At 61.3% G+C, this 20,490-nt stretch carries 20 protein-coding genes and 1 pseudogene; 11 read left to right on the forward strand and 10 right to left on the reverse strand.

All coding sequences use genetic code 11. The features are described from left to right. Positions 1-647, forward strand: a pseudogene (locus CEC48_RS15865) (hypothetical protein); the annotation flags it as partial. Between the two features lie 114 nt (positions 648-761). Here CEC48_RS15865 and CEC48_RS15870 read toward each other — a convergent pair. Beyond that, on the reverse strand, positions 762-3,656 hold the full coding sequence (locus CEC48_RS15870; RefSeq protein WP_088424596.1) for a ribonucleoside-diphosphate reductase subunit alpha: 2,895 nt from the start codon (positions 3,654-3,656) through the stop codon (positions 762-764). An 820-nt stretch (positions 3,657-4,476) separates the two neighbouring features. Here CEC48_RS15870 and CEC48_RS15875 point away from each other — a divergent pair. Together CEC48_RS15875 and CEC48_RS15880 are read left to right on the forward strand one after the other, a co-directional pair. After that, complete coding sequence (locus CEC48_RS15875) at positions 4,477-5,202, forward strand: response regulator (protein WP_088424597.1); 726 nt, start codon at positions 4,477-4,479, stop codon at positions 5,200-5,202. Beyond that, positions 5,199-6,809 (forward strand): ATP-binding protein, encoded by a 1,611-nt coding sequence (locus CEC48_RS15880; RefSeq protein WP_088424598.1) that lies wholly within the window; start codon positions 5,199-5,201, stop codon positions 6,807-6,809. Before CEC48_RS15875 ends, CEC48_RS15880 begins: the two co-directional genes overlap by 4 nt. A gap of 54 nt (positions 6,810-6,863) precedes the next feature. On the opposite strand, the gene CEC48_RS15885 is transcribed toward CEC48_RS15880, so the two are convergent. Then, a complete protein-coding gene (locus CEC48_RS15885) occupies positions 6,864-7,580 on the reverse strand; it encodes a 4'-phosphopantetheinyl transferase (protein ID WP_088424599.1) in 717 nt (238 codons plus the stop codon). Positions 7,581-7,760: 180 nt separating this feature from the next. Here CEC48_RS15885 and CEC48_RS15890 point away from each other — a divergent pair, with 180 nt between their 5' ends. The 3 genes from CEC48_RS15890 to CEC48_RS15900 are packed head-to-tail and all read left to right on the forward strand — an operon-like array spanning position 7,761 to position 10,107. Continuing rightward, entirely contained in the window at positions 7,761-8,069 is a 309-nt protein-coding gene (locus CEC48_RS15890) for a hypothetical protein (protein WP_088424600.1), read from the forward strand. Positions 8,070-8,086: 17 nt separating this feature from the next. Then, on the forward strand, positions 8,087-8,764 hold the full coding sequence (locus tag CEC48_RS15895) for a response regulator transcription factor (RefSeq protein WP_003214228.1): 678 nt from the start codon (positions 8,087-8,089) through the stop codon (positions 8,762-8,764). Next, a complete protein-coding gene (locus CEC48_RS15900) occupies positions 8,761-10,107 on the forward strand; it encodes an ATP-binding protein (protein ID WP_088424601.1) in 1,347 nt (448 codons plus the stop codon). The genes CEC48_RS15895 and CEC48_RS15900 overlap by 4 nt, the downstream gene beginning before the upstream one ends. Before the next feature lie 81 nt (positions 10,108-10,188). Here the strand turns inward: CEC48_RS15900 and CEC48_RS15905 are convergent, their stop codons facing one another. Further along, on the reverse strand, positions 10,189-11,187 hold the full coding sequence (locus CEC48_RS15905) for an AraC family transcriptional regulator (protein WP_088424602.1): 999 nt from the start codon (positions 11,185-11,187) through the stop codon (positions 10,189-10,191). 333 nt (positions 11,188-11,520) lie between these two features. Here CEC48_RS15905 and CEC48_RS15910 point away from each other — a divergent pair, with 333 nt between their 5' ends. Both CEC48_RS15910 and CEC48_RS15915 read left to right on the forward strand, forming a co-directional pair. Continuing rightward, positions 11,521-12,855, forward strand: a complete 1,335-nt coding sequence (locus tag CEC48_RS15910; RefSeq protein ID WP_088424603.1) for a dicarboxylate/amino acid:cation symporter — start codon at positions 11,521-11,523, stop codon at positions 12,853-12,855. Between the two features lie 149 nt (positions 12,856-13,004). Beyond that, complete coding sequence (locus CEC48_RS15915) at positions 13,005-14,186, forward strand: CaiB/BaiF CoA-transferase family protein (protein ID WP_088424604.1); 1,182 nt, start codon at positions 13,005-13,007, stop codon at positions 14,184-14,186. 123 nt (positions 14,187-14,309) lie between these two features. Here CEC48_RS15915 and CEC48_RS15920 read toward each other — a convergent pair whose 3' ends face one another. Beyond that, entirely contained in the window at positions 14,310-14,804 is a 495-nt protein-coding gene (locus CEC48_RS15920) for a SprT family zinc-dependent metalloprotease (RefSeq protein ID WP_088424671.1), read from the reverse strand. Positions 14,805-14,933: 129 nt separating this feature from the next. Next, the gene (locus CEC48_RS15925; protein WP_088424605.1) at positions 14,934-15,536 is read right to left on the reverse strand and encodes a Yip1 family protein; all 603 of its coding nucleotides are present in this window, start codon (positions 15,534-15,536) and stop codon (positions 14,934-14,936) included. A 257-nt stretch (positions 15,537-15,793) separates the two neighbouring features. Between CEC48_RS15925 and ttcA the strand changes: the two genes are divergently transcribed. Both ttcA and CEC48_RS15935 read left to right on the forward strand, forming a co-directional pair. Next, positions 15,794-16,618 (forward strand): tRNA 2-thiocytidine(32) synthetase TtcA, encoded by an 825-nt coding sequence (ttcA, locus tag CEC48_RS15930; protein ID WP_088424606.1) that lies wholly within the window; start codon positions 15,794-15,796, stop codon positions 16,616-16,618. Between the two features lie 67 nt (positions 16,619-16,685). Continuing rightward, on the forward strand, positions 16,686-17,357 hold the full coding sequence (locus tag CEC48_RS15935; protein ID WP_088424607.1) for a DNA-3-methyladenine glycosylase I: 672 nt from the start codon (positions 16,686-16,688) through the stop codon (positions 17,355-17,357). Between the two features lie 157 nt (positions 17,358-17,514). Here the strand turns inward: CEC48_RS15935 and CEC48_RS15940 are convergent, their stop codons facing one another. Genes CEC48_RS15940 through arsC form a run of 3 tightly spaced genes read right to left on the reverse strand, consistent with a single transcriptional unit; the run spans position 17,515 to position 18,882 of the window. Further along, complete coding sequence (locus CEC48_RS15940) at positions 17,515-17,934, reverse strand: DUF2069 domain-containing protein (protein WP_088424608.1); 420 nt, start codon at positions 17,932-17,934, stop codon at positions 17,515-17,517. Then, positions 17,918-18,532 (reverse strand): NAD(P)H:quinone oxidoreductase, encoded by a 615-nt coding sequence (gene wrbA, locus CEC48_RS15945; protein WP_088424609.1) that lies wholly within the window; start codon positions 18,530-18,532, stop codon positions 17,918-17,920. The genes CEC48_RS15940 and wrbA overlap by 17 nt, the downstream gene beginning before the upstream one ends. Next, positions 18,529-18,882 (reverse strand): arsenate reductase (glutaredoxin), encoded by a 354-nt coding sequence (gene arsC / locus CEC48_RS15950; protein ID WP_088424610.1) that lies wholly within the window; start codon positions 18,880-18,882, stop codon positions 18,529-18,531. The genes wrbA and arsC overlap by 4 nt, the downstream gene beginning before the upstream one ends. Positions 18,883-18,997: 115 nt before the next feature. On the opposite strand from arsC, the gene CEC48_RS15955 reads away from it, so the two are divergent. After that, entirely contained in the window at positions 18,998-19,459 is a 462-nt protein-coding gene (locus tag CEC48_RS15955) for a TlpA disulfide reductase family protein (protein ID WP_088424611.1), read from the forward strand. A 118-nt stretch (positions 19,460-19,577) separates the two neighbouring features. On the opposite strand, the gene CEC48_RS15960 is transcribed toward CEC48_RS15955, so the two are convergent. Then, entirely contained in the window at positions 19,578-19,982 is a 405-nt protein-coding gene (locus CEC48_RS15960) for an META domain-containing protein (RefSeq protein ID WP_088424612.1), read from the reverse strand. Next, positions 19,979-20,419, reverse strand: a complete 441-nt coding sequence (locus tag CEC48_RS15965) for a hypothetical protein (protein ID WP_088424613.1) — start codon at positions 20,417-20,419, stop codon at positions 19,979-19,981. Before CEC48_RS15965 ends, CEC48_RS15960 begins: the two co-directional genes overlap by 4 nt. Positions 20,420-20,490 lie beyond the last annotated feature (71 nt).

The following is a 20,490-nucleotide window of genomic DNA, read 5'->3' on the forward strand; positions in this document are numbered from 1 at the left end:
GGTTAGGCCCCAGCGAGTCCATGAGCAACAAGCCGATTACCGCAGGCGCCCAGCATTTCAACTACAAGCCCGACACCAGTAACCCCGGGAAAAAGCCGGACAATATCTGGAGTGGTTTCAGCCAGGGCCCCGACGGCAACTGCATCACTGTTTCGGCGATAAAGGCCGCCATGATGCAGTTCGGCCAGAAGCCCACCGACGTCTTCAAGGACGTGAAGCAGAGCGGCAATGGTTTTGAGGTGACCATGCGCGATGGATTCAAGCTCTCCTTGTCACAGAACGAATTGCAGCAGGCTGCCACCCACGCGCGGTTCAAGGGCGATGATCCGGCCATGATGACCGATGCCAATTTCATGTATGCGGCGAGCGCCAAGCGGGCGCAGATGGAAAACAACGACGGTACGGCCGGGCGCAGCTTCCAGGCAGCGATGAACAGCCTCAATGACGGGGAATACGCGCGCGAAGGCCTCGACCGTTTGGGCCTGAAAGGGCATTACCGGCCTGCCACTGATGCCGACTTGAGAAACAGCAAGGTGGGGACGGTGGAATACGGCGGGCATTCGATGGCCGTGATTGGCGGGCGGATTGAGTTGTGGGGTCAGCGCGGCGGCGTGCCTCAGTCGGGCACGGCGACCGTGCTGTTCTAAACCGGGGCTCGCGCTTTTCCCCAGGCAAAAGAAAACCCCCGATAAACCCAAATGCAGCCAGGGTCTATCGGGGGTTTTTCGATCCCGGGCGGTTATACCCGGGACCGGCTCAGCTTATTGGCAAGCTTCGCAATCCGGCTCGTCGATCGCGCAGGCTTTAGGCACTGGCGCCGGGCCGGCAGGAGCGGCGAGCACCGAATCATCACCATGGTTGCCGCCGCTGGAAACAGCGTTCAGCTTGCCGGTGTTGATGGTCGACTTCTCGGTGCTGGTGGCGGCCAGGGCACGGAGGTAGTAAGTGGTTTTCAGGCCACGGTACCAAGCCATGCGGTAGGTCACGTCCAGCTTCTTGCCCGATGCGCCGGCGATATACAGGTTCAGCGACTGAGCCTGGTCGATCCACTTCTGGCGACGGCTGGCAGCGTCGACGATCCACTTGGTGTCCACTTCGAAGGCGGTCGCGTAGAGCTCTTTGAGTTCTTGCGGGATGCGCTCGATCTGCTGCACCGAACCGTCGTAGTACTTCAGGTCGTTGATCATGACCGAGTCCCACAGGCCGCGGGCTTTCAGGTCGCGAACCAGGTACGGGTTGATCACGGTGAATTCGCCCGAGAGGTTCGATTTCACATACAGGTTCTGGTAGGTCGGCTCGATCGACTGCGACACGCCAGTGATGTTGGCGATGGTGGCGGTCGGCGCGATGGCCATGATGTTGGAGTTACGAATACCTTTCTGCACGCGGGCACGTACCGGCGCCCAGTCCAGGGATTCGTTCAGGTCAACGTCGATGTACTTCTGGCCACGTTGCTCGATCAGGATCTGTTGCGAATCCAGCGGCAGGATGCCTTTGGACCACAGCGAACCCTGGAACGTCTCGTAGGCGCCGCGCTCGTCGGCCAGGTCGCAGGAAGCCTGGATCGCGTAGTAGCTGACCGCTTCCATGGATTTGTCGGCGAACTCGACTGCAGCGTCCGAACCGTAAGGAATGTGCTGCAGGTACAACGCGTCCTGGAAGCCCATGATGCCCAAGCCAACCGGACGGTGCTTGAAGTTGGAGTTCTGCGCCTGTGGAACCGAGTAGTAGTTGATGTCGATAACGTTATCGAGCATGCGAACGGCGGTGTTCACGGTGCGTTCCAACTTGGCGGTGTCCAGCTTGCCGTTGGTGATGTGGTTCGGCAGGTTGATCGAGCCCAGGTTGCAAACGGCGATCTCGTCCTTGTTGGTGTTCAAGGTGATCTCGGTGCACAGGTTCGAGCTGTGGACCACGCCCACGTGCTGCTGCGGGCTGCGCAGGTTGCACGGGTCTTTGAAGGTCAGCCATGGGTGGCCGGTTTCAAACAGCATGGAGAGCATTTTACGCCACAGGTCTTTGGCCTGGATGGTCTTGAACAGCTTGATCTTGCCCGGGTACTGGGACAGGGCTTCGTAGTACTCGTAGCGCTCTTCGAAGGCCTTGCCGGTCAGGTCGTGCAGGTCTGGCACTTCGGATGGCGAGAACAGGGTCCACTGACCGTCATCGAAGACACGCTTCATGAACAGGTCAGGGATCCAGTTGGCGGTGTTCATATCGTGGGTACGACGACGGTCATCACCGGTGTTCTTGCGCAGCTCGATGAACTCTTCGATGTCCATGTGCCAGGTTTCCAGGTAGGCACACACAGCGCCTTTGCGCTTGCCACCCTGGTTCACGGCCACAGCGGTGTCGTTCACCACTTTCAGGAACGGTACAACGCCCTGGGACTTGCCGTTGGTGCCCTTGATGTACGAACCCAGTGCACGCACCGGCGTCCAGTCGTTACCCAGGCCGCCAGCGAATTTGGACAACATGGCGTTGTCGTGGATCGCGTGGTAGATGCCCGACAGGTCATCCGGCACGGTGGTCAGGTAGCAGCTCGACAGCTGTGGACGCAGGGTGCCGGCGTTGAACAGGGTCGGGGTCGACGACATGTAGTCGAAGGACGACAGCAGGTTGTAGAACTCGATGGCACGGTCTTCTTTCTGCTTCTCTTCGATCGCCAGGCCCATGGCCACGCGCATGAAGAAGATTTGCGGCAGTTCGAAGCGGATACCGTCCTTGTGGATGAAGTAACGGTCGTACAGGGTTTGCAGGCCCAGGTACGTGAACTGCTGGTCACGCTCGTGGTTGATCGCCTTGCCGAGTTTTTCCAGGTCGAAGGTGGCCAGGATCGGGTTCAGCAATTCGAAGTCGATGCCCTTGGCGATGTAGGCCGGCAGTGCCTTGGCGTACAGGTCGACCATTTCGTGGTGGGTCGCGCTCTCGGCGACGCCCAGGAAGTTCAGGCCTTCGGCACGCAAGGTGTCCATCAGCAGGCGGGCGGTGACGAACGAGTAGTTTGGCTCACGCTCAACCAGGGTACGTGCGGTCATCACCAGGGCGGTGTTGACGTCGGTCAGGGCCACGCCGTCGTACAGGTTCTTCAGGGTTTCGCGCTGGATCAGGTCGCCGTCGACTTCTTCCAGGCCTTCGCAGGCCTCGGTGACGATGGTGTTCAGGCGGCCCATGTCGAGCGGCGCGAAGGTGCCGTCGGCGCGGGTGATGCGGATCGATGGGTGAGCTTGTACGGCTTCTTCGGACGGTGCGCGTACGGCGCGTTCCTTGGAACGGGCGTCACGGTAGATCACGTAGTCGCGCGCTACTTTCTGCTCGCCGGCACGCATCAGGGCCAGTTCGACCTGGTCCTGGATTTCTTCGATGTGGATGGTGCCGCCCGATGGCATGCGACGCTTGAACGTTGCGCTGACCTGTTCGGTCAGGCGCGCAACGGTGTCGTGGATGCGCGACGAGGCAGCAGCGGTGCCGCCTTCAACTGCAAGAAACGCTTTGGTGATAGCGACGGTGATTTTGTCATCGGTGTAAGGAACGACAGTGCCGTTACGCTTGATCACGCGCAGTTGGCCAGGTGCGGTGGCGGACAGATCCAGGTTCGAATCAGCGGCCTGCGGCACGGAGCCTTGCGGGTTCTCGCGAGTTGTGTCGGTTTGCATGGGGGGTTGTCTCCACATTCTATATTTATTTGGGCACCATCACGGTGCCCACCGTTCCGTCCTGAAGCACTTACAACAGGCCTGGGCCTGGCATAACAACTTCGGGACAGGAGGAAGGGAGCTGATCGCGCCGCTTCCATGCCGAAGTCTTCGGTTACAAGCCTTGGGGCTCTCTACCGTATTCCTGGTGGGTGACAGTTTCGTACTGCAACACCCGTACCGTTTTCGCCTGATCGGGGCTTAAAACGGCTGCCATCCGCGTGCGCGGTTTGGTCTTCTGAAAAAGGCTTAAGTTCAACCAAACAGGAGCAAGAAAGGACTTGAGTTTCTTGTCTGATTTGTGTTTGGTCTTTTCGCTGAAAACCCTACATGTAGGGTTTTTTTGGCGACGACCTACAAGATAATGCGTTTTCGGGGGTATGGCAACGCACTACCTGTGGATAACGCTGTGGGTAAAATGTGTATGAAACGTGGAACAGGCGTGTAGGCCGCAGTACTGCTGCATTGCGCCGTTTGTCACCGGATATTCCGAGGTAAAAACATCCGGTTGGATTTTTGCGGGCGCGAACCCTATCACAAAAAAACACGATGTCCGAACGCATTTGCGCGCTTGTGCTAGTGGGCTGGGCCATGGCTACAATCGTCCCTTATTCACGCGATATCTTGTTCAGTCCACATGACAACTGTAGGAGCGAGATTGCTCGCGAAGGACGTCAACGATAACGCTGGAAACCTGAATAAACGCGGCGCCCTTGAGTTTTTCGTCGGAACGCCGCCCGGAGCAAGCCCGCTCCTACAATAATTAGAACCGAGGTAACGCATGGAGCATGAAGCCTGGCAGGTATTGATTGTCGAGGACGACCAGCGCCTGGCTGAGTTGACCCGTGACTACCTGGAGGGCAACGGCCTGCGGGTGTCGGTGGAGGGCAACGGCGCCCTGGCGGCGGCGCGGATCATCGCCGAGCAGCCAGACCTGGTGATTCTCGACCTGATGTTGCCCGGCGAAGACGGCCTGAGCATTTGCCGCAAGGTGCGCGAGCGCTACGACGGCGTGATTTTGATGTTGACCGCGCGCACCGACGACATGGACCAGGTGCTGGGCCTGGACATGGGCGCCGACGACTACGTGTGCAAACCCGTGCGCCCACGCTTGTTGCTGGCGCGCATCCAGGCCCTGCTGCGGCGCAGCGAAAGCGTCGAGCCGGCCACCCCCGAAAAACAGCGGCGCCTGCAGTTCGGTCCGCTGGTGGTGGACAACGCCCTGCGTGAAGCCTGGCTGCACGAAGGCGGCATCGAACTGACCAGCGCCGAGTTCGACCTGCTGTGGCTGCTGGTGGCGAATGCCGGGCGGATCCTGTCCCGGGAAGAAATCTTCACCGCCTTGCGCGGCATTGGCTATGACGGCCAGGACCGCTCTATCGACGTGCGCATCTCGCGAATTCGCCCGAAAATCGGCGACGACCCGATCCACCCGCGGCTGATCAAGACCATTCGCAGCAAGGGCTACCTGTTCGTTCCCGAAGCTGCTGCTGACCTTACGCCATGAACTCAATCTTCCTGCGCATCTACGGCGGCATGTGCGCGGCGCTGATTCTGGTGGCGTTGCTTGGCGTGCTGGCCCTGCACCTGCTCAATGAAGTGCGCAGCGGCCAGTACCGCGAGCGCCTGGCCCACGGCACTTTCGCGCTGATGGGTGACAACCTGCAACCCATGAGCGCCATCGAACGCCGCCGCGCCCTGGCGGTGTGGGAGCGCTTGCTGGGCATCCCGCTGGAATTGCAGACCGTAGCCGAGGCGCACCTGGACCTGAGCCAGCGCACACGCCTGCAACGCGGCCAGGTGTTGGTCGAGCAAACCGGACCCCATGCGGCCAGGGTTCTACGGTTGGTCAGCGACCAGGAGCAACTGTTGCTCACCGGCGAAGTGCAACAAATCAGCGAACAATTGGCCCGGGCAACTATTTACCTGCTGGCCGATGAACTGGTGCGTTTCCCGGTGGCCGAGCAACCGCAAAAGCTCGCCGACCTGAAAGAGGCCAAGGGCTTTGGTTTCGAGATGCACCTGCTGATGCTCGACCAGGCGGATATGGACGAAGACCAGCGCCGCCGCGTGTCCGAGGGCGATACCGTGATGGCTTTGGGCAAGGGCGGCGATTCGATCCGGGTGTTTGCCGGCATGGTCGGCACGCCGTGGGTCCTGGAAATCGGCCCGCTGTACCAGATGAGCCCATACCCGGCGCAATGGCTGATCCTGATCGCGCTGATCAGCCTGACCTTGATCGGTTTGATCGTCTATTTATTGGTGCGCCAACTGGAGCGACGCCTCAGTGGCCTGGAAGCCGCCGCCACGCGCATCGCCAAAGGCAGCCTGGAAGTGCGGGTGCCGGCCCGGGGAGCCGATTCGGTCGGCCGCCTGGCAGCCGCGTTTAATGGTATGGCCGAACACCTGCAACGCCTGCTGGCGATCCAGCGTGAACTGGTGCGCGCGGTGTCCCACGAACTGCGCACGCCGGTGGCGCGCCTGCGGTTTGGCCTGGAAATGATTGGTGACGCGGCCACGCCTGAAGCGCGGCGCAAGTACATGGAAGGCATGGACAGCGACATCCAGGACCTCGATGGCCTGGTGGACGAAATGCTGACTTATGCGCGGCTGGAGCAGGGTTCGCCGGCGCTGAACTTCCAGCGGGTCGACCTCAGCGCCTTGCTCGATCAGGTGATTGATGAACTGTCGCCGCTACGCCCGGAAATCAACGTGGAGCGGGGCATCTGCCTGTCATCGGCCCATTGGGACGACGCGTGGGTTGCGGCCGAGCCGCGCTACCTGCACCGTGCCCTGCAAAACCTGGTGAGCAACGCCATGCGCCATGCTCAGGGGCAGGTGCTGATCAGTTACCAGGTGGGCCAGGTGCGTTGCCGCATCGACGTGGAAGACGACGGGCCGGGCGTGCCGGAAAGTGCCTGGGAACGGATCTTCACCCCCTTCCTGCGCCTGGACGACAGCCGCACCCGTGCGTCGGGCGGGCACGGGTTGGGATTGTCGATTGTGCGGCGGATCATTCATTGGCACGGCGGGCGGGCGTTGATCAGCAAGAGCAACAACCTGGGAGGCGCGTGCTTCAGCCTGAGCTGGCCGCGGGATCAAGAGAAACACTGAGGTTTTTGTGGCGAGGGAGCTTGCTCCCGCTGGGCTGCGCAGCAGCCCCCAAAATCAGGCGCTGACGGCCACCAAACTCAACAACTGCCCCTCATCCACCGCAAACTGCGCCTCCAGCTCCTTGCCATGGCACCACTCTGCAGACAGGTCCGTCAGCAACCGCAGCCGCGCATGGCCGGTATCCGACCATTCCAGCAACTCGGCATGCTCAAAATAAAAGCGCTTCTGCACGATCGGATAGAGCGCCTTGAACAGGCTCTCCTTCGCCGAAAACGTCAACGTCACCAACTGCGCAATCTGCTCCCGCGGCCCGGCTGCCATGCGCCGCAACTCATCCGGCGTGAGGATTTCCCCGGCCAGGCGTTCCGCCCGCTCCAGGGTCAGCAGGTTCTCCAGGTCCATCCCCAGCCCGCGCCACTGGGCCTTATGGGCGACGATGGCCGCTGCATGCCCGGTGCTGTGGGTGATCGAGCCGCTGATGTGCGCGGGCCAGACCGGCGCACGGTCTTCGCCAATCGCAGGCACGCAATCGAGCCCGTCCAACTGTTGCAGCGCGGCACGCGCACAGACGCGACCGGCAAGAAACTCTGCCTGCCGCTTGGCCACCGAACGCTGGATGCTCGCGGGCGGTGGCACGGCGCTGCGCTGGAAGTCGCCGATGGCCAGCAGGGCAGGGTCAAAACGGGTGCTCAGCAATACCGTGCCGGGCAACGCAATGGGCAACGGCCAATGGGCATCAAGTGGGGTGCAGCAGGCGGGTAGGGAATTCATGCCGGGTATTTTGCCGAGTTGGAGGGCCGCTGGATAGCCTGCGCCCGGGGGCACGTAAATAAACTGTTACACAGTAGCCGGCTTCGGTTCAGCGCAGGTTCAGAGAGTGTTCAGGGGGAGTTCAGGGGCGTCTGCGTAGTCTGGCCCTGTACCCAAAGCCAAAGCGTATGAGGTAGCACCATGACTGCGATCAAGAAGCTGATGTTGGCGTTAACCATGCTCAGTGCCACTGCTGGCGTCCAGGCCTCTGACGCGAGTTTCGCGGGTTTCTCCAAAGAGAAGAGCAAAAAGCCCTACAGCCTTCTTCAGCGGGTGAGCTTCGAGGATGTCGGCGAACAAGCCGCCCCTTGGGGCCAGTCTTTGGGCCAGCACACCCCACAGTCGGACTATCGCGTGGGCAATGAAAACCTGTCAGGTCAGTTCAACGGCAGTAAACTGCGCCAGCAAGACCTGCAAGGCCGCTATGATATACCCCAGTCGGAAAGTTGATTGCCTTGGAGAGCTTTATGAAATTGCTGGTTGTCGAAGATGAGGCGTTGCTGCGTCATCACCTGTTGACCCGCCTTACCGACAGCGGTCACGTGGTCGAGGCCGTCGCCAACGCCGAGGAGGCGCTGTACCAGACCGGGCAATTCAACCACGACCTGGCGATCATCGACCTGGGCCTGCCCGGCATGGGCGGCCTGGACCTGATCCGCCAACTGCGCGCCCAGGCCAAGACATTCCCTATCCTGATCCTGACTGCCCGCGGCAACTGGCAGGACAAGGTCGAAGGCCTGGCCGCCGGCGCCGACGACTACGTGGTCAAGCCGTTCCAGTTCGAAGAGCTGGAAGCGCGGATGAACGCATTGCTGCGCCGCTCCAGCGGTTTTACCCAATCGACCATCGTCGCCGGGCCGTTGCTGCTGGACCTCAATCGCAAGCAGGCGTCCCTCGATGAACAGCCGCTGGCGTTGACCGCCTATGAATACCGCATCCTCGAATACCTGATGCGCCACCATCAGCAAGTGGTCGCCAAGGACCGCCTGATGGAACAGCTCTACCCCGATGACGACGAGCGCGATCCGAACGTCATCGAAGTACTGGTGGGCCGCCTGCGCCGCAAGCTGGAAGGCCCGGCGGGCTTCAAGCCGATCGACACCGTGCGCGGCCTGGGCTACCTGTTTAATGAGCGCTGCCGTTGATTCGCTCGTTACGTGTGCGTTTGATGCTCGCGGCCACCACCCTGGCCGTGCTGTTTATGCTGGCCTTGTTGCCGGCCATGCAAGGCGCCTTCAGCCTGGCCCTGCAGGACTCCATCGAGCAGCGCCTGGCGTCGGATGTCACGACGCTGATTTCGGCTGCCCGTGTCGAAAACAACCGCCTGCTGATGCCCGCGCAGTTGCCGGATGAGCGCTTCAACCTCACCGACAGCCGCCTGCTGGGCTACATCTATGACCGCGAGGGCCATCTGGTCTGGCGTTCGCGCGCCACCCAGGAAGAGAACATCAACTACAAACCGCGCTATGACGGGCGCGGCAACGAGTTTGCGCGGATCCGCGAGGCCAACGGCCAGGAATTTTTTGTCTATGACGTCGAGGTCAAGCTGCTGGGCGGCAAGAGTGCAGCGTTCAGTATCGTCGCCCTGCAACCGGTGCGTGAATATCAACTGACCCTCGAAGGCCTGCGCGAAAACCTCTACCTGGGCTTCGGCGCGGCCTTGCTGGTGCTGCTGACCTTGTTGTGGCTGGGCCTGACCTGGGGCCTGCAAGCGCTGCGTCGGCTGAGCCAGGAACTGGATGAGATCGAAGGCGGCACGCGGGAAAGCCTCAGTGAGCAACACCCTCGTGAGCTGCTGCGCCTGACCGGCTCCCTCAACCGTTTGCTCCACAGCGAGCGGGAGCAACGCACTCGTTACCGAGACTCCCTGGACGACCTGGCCCACAGCCTGAAAACCCCGTTGGCGGTGCTTCAGGGCGTGAGCGAAGACATGGCCCAGCGTCCTGAAGATCGAGACCAGGCGTGGGTGCTGCAATCGCAGATCGAGCGCATGAGCCAGCAGATCAGCTACCAGTTGCAGCGCGCCAGCCTGCGTAAAAGCGGCCTGGTGCGTCACCAGGTGCGGCTGGAGCCGGTGCTGCAAAGCCTGTGCGACACCCTGGACAAGGTCTATCGCGACAAAGGCGTGAAGGTCGCCTTCGATTTGCCGGATGAGTGCGACGTGCCGATCGAGAAGGGCGCCTTGCTGGAACTGCTCGGCAACCTGCTGGAAAACGCCTATCGCCTGTGCCTGAGCGAAGTGCGCATCACCTTGCATGAAAGCCTGGAGGGCACCGAGCTGTGCATCGAGGACGACGGCCCCGGCGTGCCCCCGGACCAGCGAGCGCGAATCCTGCAACGGGGCGAGCGGCTGGACCGCCAGCATCCGGGGCAGGGGATTGGCCTGGCGGTGGTCAAGGACATCATTGAGAGTTACGGCGCACGGCTGACCCTTGGGGATTCACCGCTGGGTGGTGCGGCGTTCAAGATTCACTTCCCGGCCGTTTGATCATTGCTGCGGTGGGTGAGCTTCCACAGGACAAGCCCCTCACCACAGTGATCGCTACTGCCACAAGTTTTGTATTCGCCTTTAGCTTTCCTGCGCTCTATAGGCGCCCGGTGTCAGCCCGGTCCACTTCTTGAACGCCCGATGAAACGCCGACGGTTCGGAAAACCCCAACTGCTCGGCGATTTCCTGCAACGACAAATCCGCGCGCCCCAAGTGATAAATCGCAATGTCCCGGCGCAACTCATCCTTGAGCGCCTGAAAGCTGGTGCCGTCCTCCCGCAAATGCCGACGCAGGGTCTGCGGGCTGATATGCAAGTGCTGGGCGACGGCTTCCAGGTCGGGCCAGGGCGTGCGGTCGCGGCTTAATAAACGCCGCAACTGGCTGCTCAAACTGTCGCCTTCATCCGGTCGCGATAACAGGTCGGCCGGTGAACGCTCAAGAAAGTGCTTGAGGGTGCGCTCGTCCTGCAACAGCGGCAGGCTCAGGTATCGGCTGGGAAACACCAGGCTGCTGGTGGGCGCCGCGAAGACCTGCGGGCAGGGGAACAGCAAGTCGTATTCACTCGCGTGAGGCGGCGCCGGGTAGCTGAAGGTGGCCTGGTCGAGGCGGATGCGCTGGCCGATCAGCCAACTGCCGAGGCGATGCCAGATCACCAGCAGGCACTCACTGAGGAAGTGATCAGGGTCCCAGAGCTGCGAATCGTCCAGGCTCAAGCGGGCCATTTCCCCTTCGCGCGTCAGGTGCCAGCGCGGACCTTGCGGGAATAGGCTATAAAATAATAAACCGCGTTCCAGCGCTTTCTCCAGGGTGCGGCAATGAATCAGCGCGTGGCACATCATGGCGAACGTGCCGCGCTTGCTCGGGCCTTCGGCAAAACCCAGGTATTCGTCATCCAGCGCCAGCCACAGCATTTGCAACAGCCGGGTGAATTGTTCCGGGGCGATGCGCGCGCGGGGTTCGCTCAGCAGTTCCGGGGTAATGCCCACTTGCTGCAGCAGGCCCGAGTAGTCGTAGCCGGCCCGGCGTGCACCGCCGAGGGCGGCCCGGGCGTAATGACTGGCGATGGTACGTTCACGCATGAGGGGCCTCGTCCATTGAGTGGCGGATGTTAGCCATCCAGTACAGGTGCAACAAGGCGGATATCCGCCAAATTGTAGGACGAGATCAGGAGTGGCGGCGGAAATCCGCCACCTTCTGTAGGCGGAGTCTGAGGCCTAAAACCACTCAAGCGCTTATGTCTAAAGGCCTTCAGCGGTTTTCAGTAAAAGTGGCACGACGCTTGCGATAGGAGACGCAGAACTGCCGTGCGCAGCTCGCAAACAACAAATCCCTCCAGTGCAGGAGGGTTCGCAATTCAAGTGTCGTGGGCAATGGCGGATATTTGCCACACGGGACGATTGAGGAACTTTGCAATGACGACTCGTCAGCCACTGTACAAATCCCTGTATTTCCAGGTGATCGTTGCAATCGTTATCGGTATTTTGCTCGGCCACTTCTACCCGCAGACCGGCGTGGCCCTCAAGCCACTGGGTGACGGCTTTATCAAGCTGATCAAAATGGTCATCGCCCCGATCATCTTCTGCACCGTTGTCAGCGGCATCGCTGGCATGCAAAGCATGAAATCGGTCGGCAAAACCGGTGGCTACGCGCTGCTGTACTTCGAAGTCGTTTCCACCATCGCCCTGCTGATCGGCCTGGTCGTGGTCAACGTTGTGCAACCGGGCGCCGGCATGCACATCGACGTGGCTACCCTGGACGCCTCTAAAGTCGCGGCCTACGTGACTGCCGGTGCAGACCAGAGCATCATTGGCTTCCTGCTGAACGTGATCCCGAACACCATCGTGGGTGCGTTCGCCACCGGTGACATCCTGCAAGTACTGATGTTCTCGGTGATCTTCGGTTTCGCCCTGCATCGCCTGGGTGCCTACGGCAAGCCGGTGCTGGACTTCATCGATCGTTTCGCCCACGTGATGTTCAACATCATCAACATGATCATGAAGCTCGCGCCACTGGGTGCCCTGGGCGCCATGGCGTTCACCATTGGTGCCTACGGTGTAGGTTCGCTGGTGCAGCTCGGTCAGCTGATGATCTGCTTCTACATCACCTGCATCCTGTTCGTGTTGATCGTGCTGGGTGGCATCTGCCGCGCTCACGGCTTCAGCGTCCTGAAACTGATCCGCTACATCCGTGAAGAGCTGCTGATCGTACTGGGTACTTCCTCGTCCGAATCCGCACTGCCACGCATGCTGATCAAAATGGAACGCCTGGGCGCCAAGAAGTCGGTAGTTGGCCTGGTTATCCCGACTGGCTACTCCTTCAACCTGGACGGTACTTCGATCTACCTGACCATGGCTGCTGTGTTCATCGCCCAGGCGACTGACACCCACATGGACATCACCCACCAGATCACCCTGTTGCTGGTACTGCTGCTGTCCTCCAAGGGTGCTGCTGGCGTGACTGGTAGTGGCTTCATCGTACTGGCCGCGACCCTGTCGGCTGTTGGCCACCTGCCGGTTGCCGGCCTGGCGCTGATCCTGGGTATCGACCGCTTCATGTCCGAAGCCCGCGCACTGACCAACCTGGTAGGCAACGCCGTTGCGACCCTGGTTGTGGCCAAGTGGGTCAAGGAGCTGGACGAAGACAAACTGCAAGTCGAACTGGCTTCCGGTGGTCGCGGTATCTCCGAGACCCGCGAAGAAGACGACCTGGGCGTGGCCGAAGGCCCGGCTCCAACCGCCGTCAAGTAAGGCTGCACCGTGTGTGAAAAACCCATCCTCGGATGGGTTTTTTTATGCCTGCCATAAACATCAGTCACCCCGGATGATGGTTTATGTGATTGCCGCTTACGGCCAGGTTTGCCTACTCTGTGAGCTATCGAATCGGAATCGGAGTCTTCATGTCAGGCCCCTTGGCGTCCCTCAAAGTATTGGATTTCTCCACCCTGCTGCCGGGGCCGTTCGCCTCGTTGCTGCTGGCCGACATGGGCGCCGAGGTGCTGCGCATCGAGTCCCCCACACGCCTGGACCTGCTGCGGGTATTGCCGCCCCATGATCAGGGTGTGTCGGCCAGCCATGCCTACCTGAACCGCAACAAACGCAGCCTGGCCCTGGACCTCAAGCAGGCCGAGGCGGTGGCGATCGTGCGGCAGTTGGTGGCCGACTACGACATCGTCCTGGAGCAGTTTCGCCCCGGGGTGATGGAACGCCTGGGCCTGGGTTACGAGGCCTTGAAGGCGATCAACCCGAAGCTGATCTACGTCTCCATCACCGGCTACGGCCAGACCGGCCCCTACAAGGACCGCGCCGGCCATGACATCAACTACCTGGCGCTGGCGGGTGTCGCCAGTTACACCGGGCGCCAGGACAGCGGGCCGTTGCCCCTGGGCGTGCAGTTGGCAGACGTGGGCGGCGGCTCGTTGCACGCGGTGGTCGGCTTGCTGGCGGCGGTCATTGCCCGGCAGCACAGCGGCGCAGGGCAGTACCTGGACGTGAGCATGACCGACTGCGCCTTCAGCCTGAATGCCATGGCCGGCGCGGGTTATCTTGCGTGTGGCGTGGAGCCTGCGTGGGAGAACCAGGTGCTCAATGGCGGCAGCTTTTATGACTATTACCGCTCGCGCGAGGGGCGGTGGTTGTCTGTGGGCAGCCTGGAGCCGGCCTTTATGCAGCAGTTGTGTGCAGCCCTTGGGCGCCCCGAGTTGGCGGCGCAGGGTTTGTCACCCAAGCCCGAGCAGCAGAAAGCCCTCAAGCTGGCGTTGCAGGTCGAGTTCGAGAAACTCAGCTTTGATGAGCTGCGTGAGCTGTTTGCCGGGATTGATGCGTGTGTCGAGCCGGTGCTGCACCTGAGCGAGGCCGTTGAGCACCCGCAGTTGAAAGCCCGGGAGCTGGTCAGCCAGGTGCCGCGGGGCGATGGTTCCAGCCAGGCGCAAATGGCCTGCCCGCTGAAGTTTTCCGAGGGTTTGCCGCCCGCCAGGCACATTGGCGCGGCGGTGGGTGCCCACACGGATGAGGTGTTGGGGGAATTAGGGTTCAGTGCTCAGCAGATAGACGATTTGCGGCGTGCCAAGGTAATTAAGTAGCGCTTTGGCCGGCCCCTTCGCGAGCAAGCCCGCTCCCACATTAGACTGCATTCCAAAAGTGGAACTGGGTCCAATGTGGGAGCGGGCTTGCTCGCGAAAGGGCCCTTACAGCCACCACAAACCTTACTCGACGCGGGTTTCCCCGGTAAACACCAGAGTCTGCCGACACCTGCGGCACAAATACCGCCGGTCCTGGCTCACCAGCCCGTGACGCTGTGGCGAAAACGGGAAGTCGCTGTCGGCACACGGGCAGCGGTAGATATAGCGCGTTACGCGCCGCCGCTGGATTTCATAGGTGTGGCAGCGGTCCGGCGGCAGTTCGTAAACCCCACGCATGATCAACTGCCATTCCTCGCCATGGGGCTGGATGCGCTCGCCGAACAATTGGTGGGCAATCAGGTGCGCCACTTCATGGGCGACCGTCTGTTTAAGGAAGTGTTGGCTGTTTTCACGGTACAACTGGGGGTTGAAGCGCAGCAGGTTCTCGTGCAAATGCGCGACGCCGGCCTTCTGGCCCCGCAGCTTGAGGCTGACCTGGGGGCGTTTGAAGCTTCGTTTGAAAAAGGATTCGGCTTGCAGGAAACAATCTTCGACGCGGGTATTGAGTTGCTCGGGCATGCTGTACATATCTCCAGAGATGTCCAGTATGCCGCAAACAACGGTGTATCCGAATCTGTCAGGCGCCGAATGGTCATGCATAACGCACAAAGCCACCTTGCGGTGGCTTTTCCTGCGGGTTGAGCCGCGTCAGTTGGTGTAGATCGGGCCTACGCCCAGCCCCCAGACGATCACGGTAAAGGCCATGATCGCCACCAGCACCACCAGGCCTACCGCCAGCACCGAGCTGGAAAACAGGAAGCCTTCGTCCGGGTTGATGTTCATGAACGTCGGCAACCCTACGTACAGCAGGTACACCGTGTAGCAGATGGCGGCTGTGCCGACGACCATGCCCAGCCACATATGCGGGTACAGCGCCGCCAGCCCGCCGATAAACAGCGGTGTCGCGGTGTAGGTGGCAAACGCCACGCAGCGCGCCATGCTGGGGTTGGCGTCATAAGTACGGGCCATCCAGTGAATGAACGCGCCCATCACCGCCACGCCGCCGAGCATCGCCGCGTAAGACATGATGGTCATCCACAACGCGCTTTCCACCGTCAGCATGACCGGTGCACGGCTGCCGATGACCCAACCTACCTGAGTGGTGCCGATAAAGGCTGATACCGCGGGGATCGCCGCGAGAATCAGGGTGTGGGTGAGGTACATGTGGCCGATGCTTTCTTCTTTATCGCCACGAATTTCCCGCCATTCCTGGTCGGGGTGGGTGAAAAGTCCCACGACGTGATGGATCATGCCAGTCACTCCTGTCGTTATTACCATCGCCCCCCAGCGGAGCGCCCACGGGCCAATTGGCCTGAAAGGTCTGGATATATGTGCGACCTTATGTCGCAGTATAGGAAGTGGTGACCGGAAAAACTGTAGGGCTTTAGAGCAAATTGCGCTGTAAACATTGGGCTTAATCGCGGCGGGGTCTGTTAATTGGAACTCGGTCGTCCATCCCGGTAAAATACCCGGCTTTTCGTCACATACCTTTCGCGGATCCAAGCGCCATGGGCACTCTTACGGTCAACCAGAACAAACTGCAAAAACGCCTGCGTCGCCAGGCCGGTGAGGCAGTCGCCGATTTCAACATGATCGAAGAGGGCGACAAGGTCATGGTCTGCCTGTCTGGCGGCAAAGACAGCTACACCCTGCTCGACATGCTGATGCACCTGCAAAAGGTCGCGCCGATCAAGTTCGAGATCGTCGCCGTGAACATGGACCAGAAGCAGCCGGGTTTTCCCGAGCACGTGCTGCCGGCCTACCTCAAGGAACTGGGGGTCGAGTACCACATCGTCGAGAAAGACACCTACTCGGTGGTCAAGGAACTGATCCCGGAAGGCAAGACCACCTGCTCGCTGTGCTCGCGCCTGCGCCGTGGCACGCTCTACACCTTTGCCGACGAAATCGGCGCGACCAAAATGGCTCTGGGTCATCACCGCGATGACATCGTCGAAACCTTCTTTCTCAACATGTTCTTCAACGGCAGCCTCAAGGCCATGCCGCCCAAGCTGCGGGCCGATGACGGGCGCAACGTGGTGATTCGCCCGCTGGCGTACTGCCATGAGCGGGACATCCAGGCGTATTCGGACCTCAAGCAATTCCCGATCATCCCGTGCAACCTCTGCGGCTCCCAGGAAAACCTGCAACGCCAGGTGGTCAAGGACATGCTCCAGGACTGGGACCGCAAGACCCCGGGCCGTGTCGACAGCATCTTCCGCAGCTTGCAGAACGTGCAGCCGTCGCAGTTGGCCGACCGTAACCTGTTCGACTTCACCAGCCTGCGTATCGACGAAAGCGCGGCGTCGCGCTTCGTCAACGTAGTGAACCTCTGAGCGCTTTCACGGCTCTGACAGACGGCGCTCCTGGGCGCCGTTTTCATTTCAATCCTTAGGAGAGGGCATGCGCGATTACAAGTGGCTGCACGAATATTGTCTGAACCGTTTTGGTTCGGCGGCCGAGCTGGAAGCCCATTTGCCTGTGCCCCTGACCCCGGCGCAACTGCGCAAGATCAGTGATGACCGCTACCTGTCGACCCTGTCGCTGCGAGTGTTTCGCGCCGGGCTCAAACACAGCGTGGTGGACGCCAAGTGGCCGGCCTTCGAGCAGGTGTTCTTTGGGTTTGACCCGGAAAAAGTCGTGCTGATGGGCGCCGAGCACCTGGAGCGGCTGATGCAGGACACGCGCATCATCCGCCACCTGGGCAAGCTCAAGAGCGTGCCGCGCAATGCGCAGATGATTCTGGATATCGAAAAGGAAAAGGGCAGCTTCGGTGCGCTGATTGCCGACTGGCCGGTGACCGATATCGTCGGCCTGTGGAAGTACCTCAGCAAGCACGGCCACCAGTTAGGCGGGCTGTCGGCGCCGCGCTTTTTGCGCATGGTGGGCAAGGACACGTTCGTGCCGAGCTATGACGTGGTGGCGGCGCTGAATGCGCAGAAAATTGTCGACAAGGTGCCCACCAGCCTGCGGGACCTGGCCACGGTGCAGGGCGCGTTCAACCAGTGGCATGCCGAGAGCGGGCGGCCGATGTGCCAGTTGTCGATGATGTTGGCGTATACCGTGAACCACTAAGTCCGACGAATAACCCTGTGGCGAGGGAGCTTGCTGTGGCGAGGGAGCTTGCTCCCGCTGGAGTGCGAAGCGCTCCCAGGATTTTGGGGCCGCTGCGCAGCCCAGCGGGAGCAAGCTCCCTCGCCACACTTATCTGGGCTTGCCTGAAGAAATGCGTTCAGGCAGGCAAACCTTCCCCCGCCAACCGCCGATTCAGCTGGTGCCGGTAACGCACATACATCAACGCCGTGCAGAACACCGCCAGGCTCGCCAGCATTTCCAGCACACCAAACCATTGCCGGTTCGGGTCATACGCCGCCAGCGCGCCCTTGATGAAGTACAAGTTCACCACAAAACACATCCACGAATGCCCGCGCGCGCTGCCCAGAATCATCCCCGGTGCCAGCAACAGCAGCGGCACCAGCTCGATCAACAGAATCACCCACGGCCGCGCGCCATGCAGGTCGGCGAACACCAGGTAGTAGGCACACAGCAACCCCACCAACCCCAAAAACGCCAGCAGGCTCAACGCCCGCGCAGCCTTTACTCGCGGCTCCAGCCACGCCTGGGGCGGCAGTACCTTAGGCTTCCTGGCCACGGCCGTTCTCCAGTAGCGCGGCGGTCTTCGCCAGGCGCAGGCCGAGGGCGCGGCACAGGGCGATCTCATGTTGATCCAGCGCGCGCTTGCCGTCGGCACCGGAGTGGTGGCTGGCGCCGTACGGCGTGCCGCCGCCTTTGGTGTCCAGCAGCGCCTGCTCACTGTAGGGCAGGCCGGTGATCAGCATGCCGTGGTGCAACAGCGGCAGCAGCATCGACATCAGCGTGGTTTCCTGGCCGCCGTGCAGGCTGGCGGTGGAGGTGAACACACCCGCCGGCTTGCCGACCAGGGCACCGGTCAGCCACAGGTTGCTGGTGCCGTCGAGAAAGTACTTGAGCGGTGCGGCCATGTTGCCGAAACGGGTTGGGCTGCCCAGCGCCAGGCCGCAGCAGTTCTTCAGGTCGTCGAGGCTGCAGTACAGCGGGCCGTCGACTGGAATGCTCGGTGCCACGGCTTCACACTCGCTGGAGATGGCCGGCACGGTACGCAACCGCGCCTCTAGCCCGGCCTGCTCGATACCCCGGGCGATCTGCCGGGCCATTTCGCTGACCGAGCCGTTGCGGCTGTAATACAACACCAGCACATACGGCGCACTCACGAAACCAGCTCCAGAATGTTCTCCGGCGGGCGGCCGATCACGGCCTTGTCAGCGGTTTCGAGGATCGGGCGTTCCATCAGTTTCGGATGAGCGGCGATGGCGGCAATCAACTGCGCTTCGCTGAGGCTGGCGTCGGCCAGGTTGAGGGTTTTGTATTCGTCTTCGCCGGTACGCAGCAATTGCCGCGCGCTGATGTTCAGCTTGCCCAGCAAGGCCTGCAATTGCGCGGCGTCGAGCGGGGTTTCCAGGTAGCGCACCACGTTCGGTGTCATGCCACGGGCTTCCAGCAGTTGGAGCGCCCCGCGGGATTTCGAGCAGCGCGGGTTGTGATAAAGCGTCAGATCGGTCATGTGCGGGTCGCATCTTGCGTAAGGTGGCGGGTATTCTACCCGCGCTGCGCCACGTCCTTAAACCATGAGAGGCGATAGGCCGCAGCCAACGTTCATTTTTACGAAGGATTACCCCATGACGAGGCGACTGTTAGGCGCATTGGCAATCATCGGCACGCTGCTGCTCAGCGGCTGTGGCAATGATTATGGCGTTGACCAATACGGTCAGAAAGTGGCCGCCGAGCGCCTGGACAAGCAATGGCTGGTGGTCAACTACTGGGCCGAGTGGTGTGGCCCGTGCCGTACCGAAATCCCCGAACTCAACGCCTTGGCCGAACAGCTCAAGGGCCAGTCGGTGGGTGTGTTCGGGGTGAATTTCGACAACGTCCAGGGTGAAGAACTCAAAAGCGCCAGCGACAAGCTGGGCATCAAGTTCACCGTACTGGCGCAGAACCCGGACGGGATCTTCGACATTCCCCGCAGCGAGGCCTTGCCGGTGACGTACATCATCGATGACAAGGGCAAGGTGCGCGAGCAACTGATGGGTGAGCAGACGGCGGAGGGGGTGTTGGCCAAGCTCAAGGCGTTGCGCGGTTAAAAAATGTGGGAGCGGGCTTGCTCGCGAATGCGGTGGATCAGTCGATGTATCTGGTGACTGTCGCACCGTTTTCGCGAGCAAGCCCGCTCCCACATTTAGATCTGTTGCGCCTTACAGATCAGCCTTCCTCCAGCCACAACCGCAATGGCATGCCATCCGCCGGCCAGAAACGGGTTTGTTCGATCGGTGAGATGTCCCAGCGCTGCACGCCTTGCAGGGCCTGGAAGAAGCGGTGCTCCTGCTCCATCAGCGCTTCGGCGCAGAGTTTGCGGGTGCTGCCGACCTTGCCGAAGCTCAGCTTGTCGCCGTCCACGGTGTACGGCGCAAACCAGTGGTTGCAGCCGCCGTTGCCGTAGGCGCGGCCATCGGCGCCGAGGGTCACGGTCAGGTGCGCGTAATCCATCAATGGCCGCTCACCGATCCATTCCACCACGTAGCTGTGGTCCTGCTTGAGCTTGACCTCATCGCTGGCGCAGCCCGCCAGGCCTGCGCCCAGCACGGCCAGCATCAGCAAGGCTTTCATTGCGCGGCCTTCTGGCATTTCGGGCAGCGGTGCTTGTCACCCAGGGTGGCCCAGCCCAACTCGGTGACCCGCGCGGTGGCGGCCGGTTGCAGCGGCTCTTTGCTCAGCTTGGTTTCAACCGCGAATTCAAACTCCAGCACGTTGTCGCAGCTGTCGCAGTTGACCTTCCAGGTGTGAATCTCCAGTTCGCCGAACTTCGGCCCCTGGGCCATGGCGACCCACTGGCCCGCCGGGCGGATGGAGTAGCGCGCATCGCCTTCGACAGTCAGTCGCATCGACAGGGTTTTACTGCCGCGCAGGGTGACGATCAGAACGTCGCCGTTCTTGATCGAGCCACCGTTGCCAGTGACTTGATAGCGGCCCGGCACCAGGGCGCGGCATTCGATCAGGGTGTGTTGCGGGCTCAGCAAGCTGAAGCGGAAATCGTGTTCGGCCATGGATCCTCCAAATAGGCGCGGCATCCTATCACGGGCCGCCACCCATCATGGCGCGGCTATGTGACCGCTGA

It is taken from the genome of Pseudomonas sp. K2I15 (assembly GCF_002204795.1).
In the GTDB taxonomy this organism is placed as follows: domain Bacteria; phylum Pseudomonadota; class Gammaproteobacteria; order Pseudomonadales; family Pseudomonadaceae; genus Aquipseudomonas.

Excerpts from the sequence above, each read along its gene's own strand:
- CEC48_RS15870 (WP_088424596.1), bottom strand. The coding sequence starts at position 3,656 with ATGCAAACCGACACAACTCGCGAGAACCCGCAAGGCTCCGTGCCGCAG.
- CEC48_RS15875 (WP_088424597.1), top strand. The coding sequence starts at position 4,477 with ATGGAGCATGAAGCCTGGCAGGTATTGATTGTCGAGGACGACCAGCGC.
- CEC48_RS15880 (WP_088424598.1), top strand. The coding sequence starts at position 5,199 with ATGAACTCAATCTTCCTGCGCATCTACGGCGGCATGTGCGCGGCGCTG.
- CEC48_RS15885 (WP_088424599.1), bottom strand. The coding sequence starts at position 7,580 with ATGAATTCCCTACCCGCCTGCTGCACCCCACTTGATGCCCATTGGCCG.
- CEC48_RS15890 (WP_088424600.1), top strand. The coding sequence starts at position 7,761 with ATGACTGCGATCAAGAAGCTGATGTTGGCGTTAACCATGCTCAGTGCC.
- CEC48_RS15895 (WP_003214228.1), top strand. The coding sequence starts at position 8,087 with ATGAAATTGCTGGTTGTCGAAGATGAGGCGTTGCTGCGTCATCACCTG.
- CEC48_RS15905 (WP_088424602.1), bottom strand. The coding sequence starts at position 11,187 with ATGCGTGAACGTACCATCGCCAGTCATTACGCCCGGGCCGCCCTCGGC.
- CEC48_RS15910 (WP_088424603.1), top strand. The coding sequence starts at position 11,521 with ATGACGACTCGTCAGCCACTGTACAAATCCCTGTATTTCCAGGTGATC.
- CEC48_RS15915 (WP_088424604.1), top strand. The coding sequence starts at position 13,005 with ATGTCAGGCCCCTTGGCGTCCCTCAAAGTATTGGATTTCTCCACCCTG.
- CEC48_RS15920 (WP_088424671.1), bottom strand. The coding sequence starts at position 14,804 with ATGCCCGAGCAACTCAATACCCGCGTCGAAGATTGTTTCCTGCAAGCC.
- CEC48_RS15925 (WP_088424605.1), bottom strand. The coding sequence starts at position 15,536 with ATGATCCATCACGTCGTGGGACTTTTCACCCACCCCGACCAGGAATGG.
- ttcA (WP_088424606.1), top strand. The coding sequence starts at position 15,794 with ATGGGCACTCTTACGGTCAACCAGAACAAACTGCAAAAACGCCTGCGT.
- CEC48_RS15935 (WP_088424607.1), top strand. The coding sequence starts at position 16,686 with ATGCGCGATTACAAGTGGCTGCACGAATATTGTCTGAACCGTTTTGGT.
- arsC (WP_088424610.1), bottom strand. The coding sequence starts at position 18,882 with ATGACCGATCTGACGCTTTATCACAACCCGCGCTGCTCGAAATCCCGC.
- CEC48_RS15955 (WP_088424611.1), top strand. The coding sequence starts at position 18,998 with ATGACGAGGCGACTGTTAGGCGCATTGGCAATCATCGGCACGCTGCTG.
- CEC48_RS15960 (WP_088424612.1), bottom strand. The coding sequence starts at position 19,982 with ATGAAAGCCTTGCTGATGCTGGCCGTGCTGGGCGCAGGCCTGGCGGGC.
- CEC48_RS15965 (WP_088424613.1), bottom strand. The coding sequence starts at position 20,419 with ATGGCCGAACACGATTTCCGCTTCAGCTTGCTGAGCCCGCAACACACC.